General features: G+C 37.0%; 14 protein-coding genes. 4 read left to right on the forward strand and 10 right to left on the reverse strand.

Going from position 1 to position 15382, the window contains the following annotated elements:
• The first annotated feature begins 87 nt into the window (after positions 1–87).
• Genes BXY75_RS15260 through leuB form a run of 4 tightly spaced genes read left to right on the forward strand, consistent with a single transcriptional unit; the run spans position 88 to position 4352 of the window.
• Positions 88–1263, forward strand: a complete 1176-nt coding sequence (locus tag BXY75_RS15260; protein WP_121908638.1) for a 2-isopropylmalate synthase — start codon at positions 88–90, stop codon at positions 1261–1263.
• The gene (gene leuC / locus BXY75_RS15265) at positions 1264–2646 is read left to right on the forward strand and encodes a 3-isopropylmalate dehydratase large subunit (protein WP_121908639.1); all 1383 of its coding nucleotides are present in this window, start codon (positions 1264–1266) and stop codon (positions 2644–2646) included.
• Positions 2647–3237 (forward strand): 3-isopropylmalate dehydratase small subunit, encoded by a 591-nt coding sequence (gene leuD, locus BXY75_RS15270; protein ID WP_121908640.1) that lies wholly within the window; start codon positions 2647–2649, stop codon positions 3235–3237.
• Entirely contained in the window at positions 3234–4352 is a 1119-nt protein-coding gene (gene leuB, locus BXY75_RS15275; protein WP_121908641.1) for a 3-isopropylmalate dehydrogenase, read from the forward strand. Before leuD ends, leuB begins: the two co-directional genes overlap by 4 nt.
• A 78-nt stretch (positions 4353–4430) precedes the next feature.
• Here leuB and argH read toward each other — a convergent pair whose 3' ends face one another.
• The 10 genes from argH to BXY75_RS15325 all read right to left on the reverse strand — a co-directional run bounded on the left by argH (position 4431) and on the right by BXY75_RS15325 (position 15369).
• A complete protein-coding gene (argH, locus tag BXY75_RS15280) occupies positions 4431–5714 on the reverse strand; it encodes an argininosuccinate lyase (RefSeq protein WP_121908642.1) in 1284 nt (427 codons plus the stop codon).
• A gap of 121 nt (positions 5715–5835) precedes the next feature.
• Positions 5836–6903 (reverse strand): M20 family metallo-hydrolase, encoded by a 1068-nt coding sequence (locus BXY75_RS15285; RefSeq protein ID WP_121908643.1) that lies wholly within the window; start codon positions 6901–6903, stop codon positions 5836–5838.
• Positions 6903–7679 (reverse strand): acetylglutamate kinase, encoded by a 777-nt coding sequence (gene argB / locus BXY75_RS15290; protein ID WP_211331831.1) that lies wholly within the window; start codon positions 7677–7679, stop codon positions 6903–6905. Before argB ends, BXY75_RS15285 begins: the two co-directional genes overlap by 1 nt.
• A gap of 2 nt (positions 7680–7681) precedes the next feature.
• The gene (locus BXY75_RS15295) at positions 7682–8617 is read right to left on the reverse strand and encodes a Rossmann-fold NAD(P)-binding domain-containing protein (RefSeq protein ID WP_121908645.1); all 936 of its coding nucleotides are present in this window, start codon (positions 8615–8617) and stop codon (positions 7682–7684) included.
• Positions 8614–9738 carry an aspartate aminotransferase family protein gene (locus tag BXY75_RS15300; protein WP_121908646.1) on the reverse strand — a complete coding sequence of 375 codons (1125 nt, stop codon included), beginning with the start codon at positions 9736–9738 and terminating at the stop codon, positions 8614–8616. The genes BXY75_RS15295 and BXY75_RS15300 overlap by 4 nt, the downstream gene beginning before the upstream one ends.
• A complete protein-coding gene (gene proC / locus BXY75_RS15305; RefSeq protein WP_121908647.1) occupies positions 9735–10535 on the reverse strand; it encodes a pyrroline-5-carboxylate reductase in 801 nt (266 codons plus the stop codon). The genes BXY75_RS15300 and proC overlap by 4 nt, the downstream gene beginning before the upstream one ends.
• 11 nt (positions 10536–10546) lie before the next feature.
• Positions 10547–11527, reverse strand: coding sequence for an N-acetyl-gamma-glutamyl-phosphate reductase (argC, locus tag BXY75_RS15310; protein WP_121908648.1), 981 nt, complete (start codon positions 11525–11527; stop codon positions 10547–10549).
• A complete protein-coding gene (locus tag BXY75_RS15315; RefSeq protein ID WP_121908649.1) occupies positions 11524–12711 on the reverse strand; it encodes an argininosuccinate synthase in 1188 nt (395 codons plus the stop codon). The genes argC and BXY75_RS15315 overlap by 4 nt, the downstream gene beginning before the upstream one ends.
• A complete protein-coding gene (locus BXY75_RS15320) occupies positions 12708–13325 on the reverse strand; it encodes a GNAT family N-acetyltransferase (RefSeq protein WP_121908650.1) in 618 nt (205 codons plus the stop codon). The genes BXY75_RS15315 and BXY75_RS15320 overlap by 4 nt, the downstream gene beginning before the upstream one ends.
• Before the next feature lie 466 nt (positions 13326–13791).
• Positions 13792–15369 carry an NADP-dependent glyceraldehyde-3-phosphate dehydrogenase gene (locus tag BXY75_RS15325; protein WP_211331832.1) on the reverse strand — a complete coding sequence of 526 codons (1578 nt, stop codon included), beginning with the start codon at positions 15367–15369 and terminating at the stop codon, positions 13792–13794.
• Positions 15370–15382: the final 13 nt, after the last annotated feature.

The following is a 15382-nucleotide window of genomic DNA, read 5'->3' on the forward strand; positions in this document are numbered from 1 at the left end:
AACATCGTATAATTCTATTTGTGTGCAAAAGTAAATCCATATCCAAATTATACATTCGTAATACAATTAGAAAATTTATTTTGATAAATGTTAAATTCTGAAGTACAAATCTTTGACACAACCCTTCGGGACGGAGAACAAGTTCCCGGTTGCAAGTTAAATACTGAGCAAAAACTAATTATAGCCGAACAACTTGAGGAACTAGGTGTTGATGTAATCGAAGCCGGATTTCCAGTTTCCAGCCCTGGAGATTTTAAGTCGGTAGAAGAAATATCGAAAAAAATAAAATATGCGACCGTTTGTGGGCTCACGCGGGCTGTAGAAAATGATATCAAAGTTGCCGCAGCGGCATTAAAATATGCTAAAAATCCAAGGATCCATACAGGAATAGGGACATCAGATTCACATATTAAATACAAATTCAATCTTACTCGGGATGAAATTATCGAACGTGCATATTCAGCCGTGCGCTTTGCAAAATCTTTTGTCGAAGATGTAGAATTTTATGCCGAGGACGCAGGAAGAACCGAAAATTCGTATTTGGCAAGGGTATGTGAAGCAGCAATTAAGGCAGGAGCAACTGTTATAAACATTCCAGATACAACAGGCTATTGCTTACCAAGTGAATACGGTGCCAAAATTAAATACCTTAAGGAAAATGTAAATGGTATCGAAAAAGCAATTTTATCCTGTCATTGTCATAATGATTTGGGCCTTGCCACAGCCAATTCTATTGAAGGAGTTATAAACGGCGCGCGGCAAATAGAATGCACCATTAACGGTATTGGAGAAAGAGCCGGGAATACAGCTCTTGAAGAAGTCGTAATGATTTTAAAACAGCATCCATACCTCAACCTCGACACTAACATTAAAACAAAGAATTTATACGGAATTAGTCAGCTAGTTTCAGAACATATGGGGATCTACACGCAGCCTAACAAAGCCATAGTAGGAGCAAATGCCTTTTCACACAGTTCTGGTATACATCAGGATGGGGTTATTAAACAAAGGGAAACCTACGAAATCATCAATCCAAAAGACGTAGGTGTAACAGAATCGAGTATTGTACTTACTGCTAGAAGTGGAAGAGCTGCTTTGGCATATAGAGCAAAAAATATTGGATATGAATTAACGAAACTCCAGCTAGATGAGGTCTATGCTAATTTTTTAAACTTTGCCGACCTCAAGAAACAAATTGAAGACAATGACATCCACCAGATCATTGAAACTAGCAAGATGTATCGTGAAATTATTTCTGCATAAATGAAGAAAACACTATTCGACAAAGTTTGGGATTTACATGTGGTTGATACTATCGAGAATGGACCACAGGTTTTATATATAGATAGGCATCTCATTCATGAGGTAACGAGCCCGCAAGCGTTTAAGGAACTGGAAGATCGTGGTATTCCAGTTATGAGACCTAAACAAATTGTGGCTACAGCAGATCATAATACTCCCACAATAAACCAACATTTGCCAATTAAAGATGTCTTATCGCGAAACCAGTTAAACCAACTTTCTATAAATTGCAAAAAAAACGGTATAAAGCTTTATCAATTAGGCCATAAGAACAACGGAATTGTACATGTTATGGCTCCCGAATTGGGCATCACTCAACCCGGAATGACTATAGTTTGCGGGGACAGCCATACATCAACACATGGTGCCTTCGGAACTGTTGCTTTTGGAATAGGTACAAGTCAGGTTGCACAAGTTTTTGCCAGTCAATGTTTGCTATTAACCAAACCAAAAAGTTTACGCGTTACGGTAAATGGTACACTTAAAAATGGTGTCCTTCCCAAAGATGTAATATTATACATTATCGCCAAACTAGGCACCAATGCCGGTACCGGATATTTCTGTGAATATTCCGGCGATGTCTTCAAAAACATGTCAATGGAAGGCAGAATGACGGTTTGTAATATGAGCATTGAAATGGGGGCACGAGGGGGTATGATTGCGCCTGATGAAACAACATTTGAATATATAACAGGCCGGGAATTTGCACCTTCGGGGAATAAATTAAAGCGCAAGATAGAATACTGGAAAACCTTACCAACCGATGAGGGCGCTGAATTTGATAAAGAATATGAATTTGATGCTGCCGATATCGCACCTATGATTACTTATGGCACCAATCCCGGTATGGGAATAAAAATTACTGAAAACATCCCGATTGACAAAAATGAGTCGAGCCTTAAATCGCTAGAATATATGGGCTTTCAGCAGGGAGAAACATTATTGAACAAACCTGTAAATTTTGTATTCATAGGAAGCTGCACAAACTCCAGAATTGAAGATTTTAGAGTGGCGGCAAATTACATACGTGGCAAACAAAAAGCAGATAATGTAACTGCTTGGTTGGTCCCTGGAAGTAAGCAAGTGGAATCTCAAATTATAGCGGAAGGTTTAAAAGATATTTTTGATGCGGCTGGATTCGAATTACGACAACCAGGTTGTTCCGCCTGTTTGGCAATGAACGATGATAAAATTCCGCAGGGGGAATACTGCGTATCGACATCGAACCGAAATTTTGAAGGCCGTCAAGGTCAGGGATCGAGGACAATTCTAGCGAGTCCATTAGTTGCTGCAGCCACAGCGATTGAAGGAAAAATTATTGACATAACTAAACAGCTAAATTAGATGCAAAAATTTACAACTTTAGTTTCAACGGCAGTTTTGTTGGTTAATGAAAATATTGATACCGATCAAATAATTCCTGCTCGATTCTTAAAAGCCACCAATCGCGATGGCTTCGGAGTAAACTTATTTCGGGACTGGAGGTATCTGAAAAACGGTGCGCCAAATAAAGATTTTGTGTTAAATAATTCATTATATAACGGTAACATTCTTGTTGCCGGAAATAATTTTGGATGTGGTTCTAGTAGAGAACATGCAGCCTGGGCGTTGTCCGATTATGGCTTCAAAGTAATTGTATCCAGTTATTTCGCAGATATATTTAAAGGAAATGCATTAAATAACGGACTTCTCCCTGTTAAGGTTTCCGAAGAATTTCTGAAGGTATTGTTTCAGAAAATAAAAGAAAACTCCAAGACTAAAATAATCGTGAACTTGGAAACACAAATTATTTCAATTGAAGCCGCGGATCTTTCCGAAGAATTTGAAATAGATTCCTATAAAAAAACATGCCTAATCAATGGTTATGACGACATTGATTTTTTGGTAGCTAATAAAAATAAAATAGAAGCTTTTGAAGCTCAGCAAACACAATGAAATTAAATATTACTGTTTTACCAGGTGACGGTATTGGACCAGAAGTAACAGCGCAAGCCGTAAAATCTTTAAAGGCTATAGCCTCAGAATTTGGTCATAATTTTCGATTTAAGTATGCCTTAATGGGTGCCGAAGCTATAGATGCTACAGGAAGCCCCTTACCTAAGGAAACGCTGGCACTTTGCAAATCCAGTGACGCCATTCTCTTTGGAGCAATTGGAGATCCTAAATACGACAATGACCCATCTGCAAAAATACGCCCGGAACAGGGACTACTGGAGTTGAGAAAATCTCTGGGACTATTCGCAAATATTCGCCCTGTAAAAGCTTATGACAACCTAATAGATAAGTCACCTCTAAAACGAGAGAACATCGAAGGAACCGATATTAGCATTTATCGTGAGCTTACCGGTGGAATTTATTTCGGTGAAAAGAAATTGAGTGAAGATGGTAACACAGCTTCCGACTTATGTGAATATTCCAGAATGGAGATTTCACGTATTGCTCATTTAGCATTTAAGGCTGCGCAATCTAGAAAAAAGAAGGTTACCCTCGTCGATAAAGCTAACGTGCTTGAGAGCTCCAGATTATGGCGTAAAGTTGTGACAGAAATAGGAGAAACATATCCAGATGTCAACCTGGAATTTCTGTTTGTTGATAATGCCGCAATGCAACTTATCTTAAATCCGAAACAATTCGATGTGATCTTAACAGAAAATATGTTTGGAGATATTATTTCAGATGAAGCGAGTGTAATTGGAGGCTCCATTGGTTTATTGGCTTCGGCATCCATTGGTAAAAAGTATGCCCTATTCGAACCAATCCACGGATCATTTCCGCAGGCAAAAAATAAGGATATTGCTAATCCGATTGCGTCTATTTTATCTGCTGCAATGCTTTTAGAACATTTCGGTTTAGTAAAAGAGGCTAAAATAATACAGAAGGCTGTTGAAAAGTCTATGGAATTAGCGATAACAACACCCGACTTAAATACGTCAAATATTCAGGTTACGACGACAAATGTAGGTGACTTTATTGAAGACTATATATTACACCCAAAAGACAGTGATTTAAATTTCACTAATATTCATTTGGGTCAATCCACAATAATCTAGTAACTCACTATTCATATATTGTAAAAGGGCCTATATTATATTCGGCCCTTTTATTTTTGATAAATTAAACAATCGAATTTAATTTATAGCTTTTGTAAACTTGGCTTTAATTTCCTTTAAACCAAGATTGTGAATACTTCCAATATGTGAATGCTTTTTGGACATATCGCTTTTATATTGTCCATCCTGTATTTGCTTAGCTATAACTTGATAAGCCTCTCTAAAGGGCACACCCTCTACCACCAAGTTGTTGATACTATCGACTGTAAATAAATACTGATATTTCTCATCATTTAAATCGACATCTTTAATTCGTATCTGCTGAATTGAATAATTAAAAATCTCCAAAACCTCTTTAACATCTTCAATAGCCTGTATCATATTTTCCTTCAACAATTGAAAATCCCGATGATATCCACTGGGCAAATTGGTTGTAATTAGCAACATTTCTGTCTGCAATGCTTGAATTTTATTACACTTCCCCCGAATTAACTCAAAGACGTCAGGATTCTTTTTATGAGGCATGATACTGCTGCCCGTAGTCAAAGCATCTGGGAATGATATAAAGTCGAAATTCTGACTCATATACAGACATATATCCATCGCAAATTTAGATAAGGTACCACACAAACTGCCCAAAGCGGATGCCAAAATCCGTTCATTCTTTCCCCGACTCATTTGCGCGGCTACGACATTATATTTTAAGGTTGAAAACCCCATCTCCCGAGTCGTAAATTCTCTGTCTATAGGAAAAGAACTTCCATAACCCGCAGCAGAACCCAACGGATTCTGATCAACAATTTTGATGGCGGCGTTTATTAGATAAATATCATCAATTAAGGATTCTGCATAAGCAGAAAACCATAGGCCGAATGAAGATGGCATCGCTACTTGTAAGTGCGTATAACCCGGCAATACTTTTCCTTGATGCTGCTGAGCTAAATCGATCAAGGTTTCAAATAAAGTTTTAACCTGCGATTTTATGAGTCCTAAATTATCTTTGTAATACAACTGAAGTGCCACCAAAACCTGATCATTTCTGGAACGAGCGGTATGAATTTTTTTACCTGTTTCACCCAAGGTCTCGATAAGATATCCTTCAATTTTTGAATGCACATCCTCATAGGAAGCACCAATGTTAAAGGTTCCTTCCACTATCTGAACTTCTAATTGGTTTAGGCCAATTTCTATTTGTTGCAATTCGTCTGTTGTAAGCAAACCCACTTTTTCCAACATTCTGGCGTGCGCCCACGATGCAATTAGATCGTATTTAGCGATTTTCAAATCCAATTCACGGTCATTTCCCACAGTGAATGCTTCAATTTTATCATCTATTGATATTCCTTTATCCCAAAGTTTCATAGGTCTAATTTTAATTCTTAAATATTCAGATTAATTATTTGAGAAAGTTATTTCCAAACCTCATAATCCCTCTTTTCTCTTTATTCTTTCTGCTTACTACTTAATTCTTTCATCTTACTATTTATAACAACACCCTCTCAAGCAAATCGATGTACAATGAAATGCCTTCCTTAATTTCATCAAAATAAATAAATTCATCTGCTGTATGCGAGCGTGTACTATCACCCGGACCTAATTTTAGCGACGGACAGGTTAATACTGCTTGATCGGATAGTGTTGGTGAACCATAAGTTTTCCTGCCCATGGCAATTCCAGCTTCCACTAAAGGATGGCTTTGCGGAATTGACGAGGAATTCAACCGCAAGCTCCGAGCTTTTATACTCGAACAGGGTGACTTTTGTTCTAAAATATCTGCTATTTCTTTATTCGTATAATTGTCATTTACCCGAACATCTATTACTAAGTCAACCTCGGCAGGTACTGCGTTGTGTTGTTTTCCTGCACTTATTTGAGTTACGGTCATTTTTACATCTCCTAAAACCGATGATTTCCGTTCAAATTTATACTCCTGAAACCATTTCAATACGGGGATTGAATTATAAATCGCATTATCACTATTAGGATGCGCAGCATGTCCTGGAGTTCCTTTTACCTTGGCATCAAAAACGACTAAGCCCTTTTCCGCAATGGCAAGGTTCATTAAAGTTGGCTCTCCAATAATCGCAACGTCAATTTTAGGAATAACATCCAACATACTATTTAAACCATTTTGTCCGCTGCTCTCTTCTTCAGCAGAAGCGACGATTATTAGGTTAAATTTAAGTTTCTTTTTATCATACAAATAGGTGAATGCCGCGATTAATGAAACCAATGCCCCACCCGCATCATTGCTGCCTAAACCATACAATTTACCATCTTCTTCAATTGCTTCAAAAGGATCTTTGGTGTATCCGCTATTTGGTTTTACCGTATCGTGATGAGAATTCAACAATAAGCAAGGTTTTCCCTCAACAAAATATTTATTCGTCGCCCAGACATTATTGTTGGTTCTTGTAAACGGAATTTCACTTTCAGTAAACCAATTCTCAATAATAGTTGCTGTATGTTCCTCTTCGGAAGAAAACGAAGGAGTTTCAATCAACGATTTCAACAATACCATGGCTTTATCTTTCAATTTTTCTTGTTTCATCATACTTGTATTGTTGTGAAAATTTCTTCCGAATTAAATATCATTTCAGGTTTCCCTATGCATACTTTATGCACTTTATGAGTAATTGCTTGAAAGCAATTATTCAGTTTTGGCAACATCCCTTCTGAAACTAAACCTTCTTCGATTAGCGATTTATAGTTCACGGTATTTATAATTTCAATAATCGAAGTATCGTCCTCAATATCTTTTAAAACTCCATTTTTCTCGAAACAATAATAGAGTTCTGTTTCATAAGACTCAGCAAAACCTATTGCTAATTCCGATGCAACTGTATCTGCATTTGTATTCAAAAGTTGACCTAAACCATCATGAGTAATTGCACAGAAAACAGGTGCAATATTCAATTTTAAAAGCAATTCAAGCGTTTCTGTATTTACTTCTGAAACATCTCCAGCAAAACCATAATCTACGGACGTCACCTTTCTTTTTTCTGAAACAATACTGTTTCCATCTGCTCCTGTTAAACCAATGGCGTTGCATTTATGAGCCTGCAGTTTAGCAACGATTGTCTTGTTAATTTTACCTGCATATACCATCGTAATAATATCTAAATTCGCCTGATCTGTAATGCGCCTGCCTTCATTCATTTTCACTTCAACGCCCATTTTATCCGCTACTTTAGTGGCTATTTTTCCACCTCCATGCACGAGTATTTTATGGCAAGTTAATTTTGAGAATTTAGCTAGAAAATTGTCCAATGCCGCATCATCATCAATGATATTCCCCCCAATTTTTACTATTTTTAAAACATCCATCGTTATAGATTTTCGAGTATTTTTTTTAGGACTATTTGGGCTGCAAAAGTTCTATTATTAGCTTGATGAATCACCAACGAATTGTCCCCGTCAAGCACTTTATCTTCAACAACAACATTACGCCGTACCGGTAAACAATGCATAAATTTTGCCGCTCCCAACTTACTTTTAGTCATCATCCAGTTCGGGTCATGGCTCATTACTTTACCATAGTTATTATAACTACTCCAATTTTTAACATAGATAAAATCGGCACCTTTCAAAGCGGTTTCCTGATCATATTCAATCAGCGAATCTTTGATAATTGCCGGATCTAAGTCATAGCCCTTTGGATGTGTAATTAACAGCTCGACATCTATTTTCTGCATCATTGTTACAAAACTATTTGCCACAGCATGCGGTAATGCTTTAGGGTGTGGCGCCCAGGACAGCACTACTTTGGGCCTCTTCTTCGTTTTTAATTCTTCAATAGTAATTGCATCAGCCAATGCTTGCAACGGATGTGCAATCGCACTTTCCATATTAACAATGGGTACTGTGGCATACTTTAGAAAACTTTTAAGTACTAATTCTGATGCATCTTTTTCTTTATCCTGAAGCGAAGCGAACGCACGTACTGCAATGATATCTGCATATTGAGAAATCACCCGACACGCCTCTTTAATATGCTCTGCAGTTGCCGCGTTCATGATGGTTCCATCTTCAAACTCCAAATTCCAGGAGTCGTTTACATTTAAAATAGTGACTTCCATCCCAAGATTTTTCGCTGCCTTCTCCGTACTCAATCGCGTACGTAAGCTCGAGTTAAAAAATAGCATGACCAATGTTTTATGCTTACCGAGTGTAGAAAACTGATACGGATTCTTCTTTAATAGAATCGCTTGATCAATTATTTCAGAAAGATTTTCAATCGCAGATATGTCGTCGTAATTTTTCATAATTCTGAATAAAGGGCTTCAAAAAAGATATCTAAATGTTGTTTCTGAATAGTAAGTGGTGGCAGGATTCGCAACAAATTCGAATTACTTGCACTTCCGGTGAAAATATGATGTTTGTATATAAGGGTCTTCCGAAGTTCTGAAACAGGGAAATCAAATTCCAATCCCAGCATTAATCCGCGACCTTTAATAGTTTTTAACTTCGGAATTGATTTCGCTTTCTCAATAAAATAAGTTGCCATCTTTGCAGCATTCGACATAAGACTCTCGTTCTCTATAACTTCTAATACTGACAAAGATGCCGCGCAAGCCAAGTGATTTCCTCCAAAGGTAGTCCCTAACAGACCATACGACGCCTTTATAGATGGATGAATTAATATCCCGCCGATTGGAAATCCATTACCCATTCCCTTGGCCATTGAAATAATATCCGGCTCAATTCCATGCTTTTGAAATGCAAAAAAATCGCCGGTACGCCCAAAACCCGATTGTACCTCATCAATGATGAGTAAGGCGCCATACTTTTTAGTTAATATCTCTAGCCCTTGATAGAAGCCAGTCGTACTTTCATCCAATCCTCCTACACCTTGAATACATTCAACAATTACAGCGCAAACATCATTCTTCTGAAGTGCTTTCTCTACTGAAATTAAATCACCCAATTCTATATATTCTACTTCTTGCTGGGCGTTAATTGGAGCTACTATTTTCGGATTATCGGTCACCGCAACCGCCGCTGAAGTTCTTCCATGGAAAGAATTTTTAAAAGCAATAACTTTCTTTCTCCCTGTTTGAAAAGAGGCAAGCTTTAGTGCATTTTCATTAGCTTCAGCGCCAGAATTACATAGAAAAAGTTGATAGTCTTCACATTTTGACAAGCCTGCTAATTTATTTGCTAATTTAACTTGCAAAGGATTCTGAATTGAATTGCTGTAAAATCCAATTTGCTGCAATTGACTCGTTAGACTCTTTACATAATGTGGATGCGAATGCCCAATAGAAATAACCGCATGACCTCCGTACAAATCGAGGAATTTAGTACCTTTTTCATCGTATACAAAAACGTCTTTTGCCTTTACAGGCGTAATATCAAAAAGTGGATATACCTCAAATAAACTCATAATTCTGCCTCTTTTATATTGCTGATTTTATTGAAAGAAGCCACCATTCCCTGAATGAGCGAAGAGCTTAGTCCTTTGTGTTCCATTTCATTTAAACCTAGAATGGTACATCCCTTTGGGGTAGTTACACGATCAATCTCTTGTTCAGGATGATCGCCGTTTGTAATGAGCAAATTCGCCGCACCTTCACTGGTGTACATGGCCAATTCTTGCGCCTCCTTAGCATCGAATCCTAGTTGAATTGCTGCCTGCGTGGTAGCTCTAATGAGTCGCATCCAAAAAGCAATTCCACTGGCGCAAACAACCGTTGCCGCTTGCATTTGTGATTCCGGGATACTAAGAGTATGACCAAGGCGATCAAATATTGCCTTGGCAATTTTTATGCGTTTTTGTCCAGCTTCGTTGCTACATAGACAGGTCATTGATTTTCCAACGGCAATTGCTGTATTAGGCATGGCACGAATTACAAAAGTATCTGAACCTACGATCGCTTCAATTTTAGGAATTACAAATCCTGTAACAGTTGAAATGAGCACGTGCTTTTCAGTTAAAAATGGCACAATCTCATTCAAGACAGCTTGCAAATGTGCAGGTTGAACTGCGAAAATAAGGATGTCCGATTCCCGAACCGCCAAAGTATTATCGGTAGTAAGCATCACATTTTTATATCCTTCGAATTCCTTTATATCATCTAAATTTCTCTTGGTCAGATAAAGAGAGGTTATCGCATTTGTGGTAATTAATCCTTTTGCGATTGAATACCCTAAATTACCCGTTCCTATAATGGCGATTTTCATAGTATTTATTTTTAAAAAAAGTTAGCTTTAAGTCTTAATCCTTCAGATTCTTGAAACCCTAACATTAAATTCATATTCTGAACTGCTTGTCCGGATGCACCCTTCAAAAGATTATCTAAAATGCTTGTGATTAGTAAAATATTATTGTGTTTGTGTAAATGAATTATGCATTTGTTTGTATTGACAACCTGCTTCAGATGAATATCCTCGTCAAATACAAATACAAATTCAGCATCAGTGTAAAAAGTATTGTAAAGCTTCTTGGCATCTTCTATACTTCCCTCGTACTTCGTATAAAGAGTAGCGAAAATCCCTCTTGAGAAGTTCCCTCGATTTGGAATGAAAATTATTTCCGAAGAAAACGTTGATTGTAAATTCACAATAGACTCATTTATCTCATCTAGATGCTGATGTGAAAAAGCTTTATAATGACTTAAATTATTGGTTCGCCAACTAAAATGAATTGTTTCAGACAAACTAGTTCCCGCTCCGGTAGAGCCAGTTACAGCATTCACATGAATATCATCTTTTAGCAAATTATTCTTGGCCAATGGCAACAATCCCAATTGAATCGCAGTAGCAAAACACCCGGGATTCGCAATATAATTTGCTGTTTTAATCCTTTCTTTCTGCAATTCAGGCAAACCATAGATATAGTTATTCTCTTTAAAGATGCTGTCTTTATTTAGTCTGAAGTCATTACTTAAATCTATAATTCTTGTCTTTTCTGAAAACTCATTGACTTCCAAAAAAGCTTTAGAATTTCCATGACCTAAACATAAAAACAACACATCTACCTTAGAATTAATTCTCTTTGTAAACACCAATTCTGTTTCTCCAACTAAATCTTGATGAACAGAACTAATCTTATTTCCCTCATTAGAAGTACTATAAACGAAATTTATAACCACTTTTGAATGATTAATCAATATCCTAATCAATTCACCGGCTGTGTATCCGGCACCACCTACAATTCCAACTTGGATCTTCATGATTTCGTGTTTACCTGATGATATATTTTATTCTGATTACTTAAAATCTTAATAAATCCTTTTGCTTCTTCTGCAGACCATCCAATGTTTTCCTCACCATAGCTTCCGAACTTGGCATTCATAAGATCATGAGGTGAATCAATTCCGTCGAGCGTGAAGTGATATGGTTTTAAACTCACAATAACATCTCCAGTTACTTTCTCCTGACTACTTTCCAGGAAAGCCTCGATATTTCTCATCACAGGATCTAAATATTGCCCTTCGTGTAAATGCATTCCGTAGAAACTCGCCAAATACTCCTTATGCTGTAATTGCCATTTTGTAAGGGTGTGCTTTTCTAGTAAATGATGTGCCTTTATTATAATTAAAGCTGCGGCTGCCTCAAAACCTACCCGTCCTTTAATACCAACGATCGTATCTCCCACATGGATATCTCTTCCAATTGCATAACTGGAAGCCAAAGAATTCAATAACTCAATGTTTTTTTCAGGGCTATTTTCAATACTATTTAGAGCTGTTAACTCGCCATCACTAAAGGTAAGCTTTAGCTTTTCCTCTCCCTCTTTCTGCAATTGAGATGGGTAAGCTTGCTCGGGTAATGGACTCTCTGAAGTAAGTGTTTCTGCACCTCCAACACTTGTTCCCCACAGACCTTTATTCACCGAATACTTCGCTTTGTCCCATGACATTTCAATTTTATTGGCTTTTAGATATTCTATTTCCTGTTGCCTAGATAATTTTCCATCTCTTATTGGTGTGATAATCTGAATTTCAGGTGCTAAAATCTGAAAAATCATGTCGAATCGAACCTGATCGTTTCCCGCACCAGTACTGCCATGTGCAATATATTGTGCATTTATAATTTTTGCATATTCAATAATTTCAATAGCTTGAATAATACGCTCTGCACTGACCGATAATGGATAGGTATTGTTTTTAAGAACATTTCCGAAGATTAGAAACTTCACCACTTTATGGTAAAATGTGGATACCGCATCGATATTTTTATAAGTTGTAACGCCCATTTTATAGGCATTTGCTTCAATTTCACTAATTTCTGAAGGTGTAAATCCACCGGTATTCACTGATACTGCATGGACTTCAAAACCCTTCTCTTTCGATAAGTGCACGGCACAATATGAAGTGTCTAAACCTCCGCTATAAGCTAAAACTAACTTTTTCATTTTTTCTCCTTTTTTAAAAACATGCTTTCTTTGATATGCTTAAGCCTATTAAATACTTTTTCTTTAATCTGTTTCTTTCCTTTCAATTCTTTTTTGGAAGGATCGTATAACATTCCGGTACACAAACACATTTTTTGTTCAGTACGTTGCAAGACGTCATAGTTTTTACATGTTTGACAGCCATTCCAGAAACTTTGATCGTCTGTTAATTCAGAAAAAGTAACAGGTTTGTAGCCAAGGTCATTGTTCATTTTCATAACGGCTAAACCTGTAGTTATACTAAATACTTTTGCGTCTGGAAACTTGGTTCGTGAATGTTCGAAAATCTTTAGTTTTATCTTTTTCGCCAGGCCTTGTTCTCTAAAATCGGGATGAACAATTAAGCCCGAATTCGCGACGAACTTACCGTGACTCCACACTTCGATATAGCAAAAGCCCGCAAAAACATCTCCCTCTAATGCGATAACAGCATTACCATTCTCCATTTTAGTAATAATATATTCGGGAGTTCGCTTCGCTATTCCGGTGCCTCTTACTTTGGCCGATTCATCTATGGTTTCAGATATAATAGTAGCGTACACACCATGTGATTTATTGGCAATAACAATTTCCATTGCTCTGATTTTTAATTATAAACATTAATATTTTTTCGGAAAGAGAACCGGACTCACCTAAGTTCTAAAATAGAAGCTCACCCAAAGGGCGACGAAGAAAATATGAGCGTAGCCTATCAAAGTTATAAATGTTTATAACTAATTTTTGTAGGCAATCTATGTTGTAAGTTGTAATCAATGTGAAAAAATAAAATTAACGTATCGTTTTAATAGGTCGAAAAATAAAAATATTAGCGACGGGGTTGGCGCAAGAACCAACTCGGAATAGAAGTACGTATTTTATTTTGTAAAGAATTCATTGACACAAAACTATACTTTTATTTTTAATATTGTCCTTAAAATATTGTCTTTTTAAAAACTCTTATCAAATTCGCAATCTTACGCTTACAAAATATAAATGCTTCATTTATAAATTGCTCCGTTAAGAATATTCAAATAATTCTTAAATCCAATTGCCAAATATTGACTATAAAATATAATCGGTACTAATAAAATTTGATGCCTTACTATCAAGTATTTCATTTAATATAGCATTGTTATAGGCGTTATCCTTTGAAGCAACAAATGTTCTAATTGAAAAAGAACGAATCGCATCATGAACACTCAAAGTTGCTACGGCCGAATCTTTTCTGCCGGTAAAAGGATAGGCATCCGGGCCACGCTGACATGAGCTATTTAAATTAACTCGACAAACGAGATTTACCAAGGTATCGATTAAAGAAGCAAGGGTTTTGACATCTTTTCCAAATACGCTCACTTGTTGACCGTAGTTAGATTCTGCCATATCATCTAGTGGTTCTTCAATATCATTAAATGAAACAATTGGAACTACTGGTCCAAATTGCTCTTCCTGAAATACTCTCATCTCCTTATTCACAGGATATAGAACAGCAGGAAAAACATAATTATTTGAGGTTTCTCCCCCTTTTTTATTCAGAATTTTGGCTCCTTTTTCTAAAGCATCATCAATCAATTCCTGAATATACGCCGGTTTGCCAGGTTCCGGAAGTGGCGTCAATTTTACACCATCCTCCCAAGGATTTCCAAATTTAAGGGCATCAACTCGCGCTGAAAATCGCTTATTAAACTCTTCTATAATGGACTCATGCACATATAAAATTTTTAAAGCGGTGCATCGCTGTCCGTTAAAGGATAGAGTTCCCGCAATGCACTCGTCTATTGCTAAATCTAAATCGGCATCGGGTAAAACAATGGCCGGATTTTTAGCTTCCAATCCTAATACCAATCGCAATCTGTTTTGTCTGGGATGTACATTTTGAAGTGCATTAGCAGAAGTACTGTTTCCAATCAATGCCAGGACATTCACTTTTCCAGTCTCCATAATGGGCGTTGCAACAGTTCTGCCTCGACCATAAATAATATTAACCGCACCTTTTGGAAAACTGCTTCGGAAGGCTTCCAATAAAGGTGAAATTAACAAGACCCCGTGTTTCGCCGGTTTAAAAATTACTGTATTCCCAACAATTAATGCAGGAATCAAAAGTGCAAAAGTCTCATTTAGTGGGTAATTATAAGGTCCCAAACAAAGAACAACCCCAAGGGGTCCACGTCTTATATGTGCATATACTCCGTCTTGCTTTTCGAATTTCGCATTGCGCCTGTCAAGTTGCTTGTAGTCTTCGATTGTGTCATTAATATAGTCTACAGTTCTGTCAAATTCCTTTTCAGAATCCGGAAGGTTTTTGCCAATCTCCCACATCAATAATTTTACAACTTCTGCCCGCTTGGTTTTCATTTGTTTTACAAAATTCTCCATGCAGGCAATTCTATCGATTACCTTCATTGTAGGCCACGACCCTTTACCTTTATCATAGGCATCACAAGCAGCATCTAATGCCTCTAAAGCTTCATCTTTACCTAACTGTGGTATACTCCCCAATAAGGTGGGCTTATAATCTTCAGTTGAAGAGATCGTTGAATAAACTTCGGTTGTTTTACCTTTCCAAGGCTTTAATTCCCCTGAAACGAGATAGCTATTTTGATTAATTAAGGACGTTATTTTATAAGCTTCTGGAATATCCATGAATGTTGAGTTT

Origin of the sequence: Ulvibacter antarcticus (genome assembly GCF_003688405.1) — a bacterium.
In the GTDB taxonomy this organism is placed as follows: domain Bacteria; phylum Bacteroidota; class Bacteroidia; order Flavobacteriales; family Flavobacteriaceae; genus Ulvibacter; species Ulvibacter antarcticus.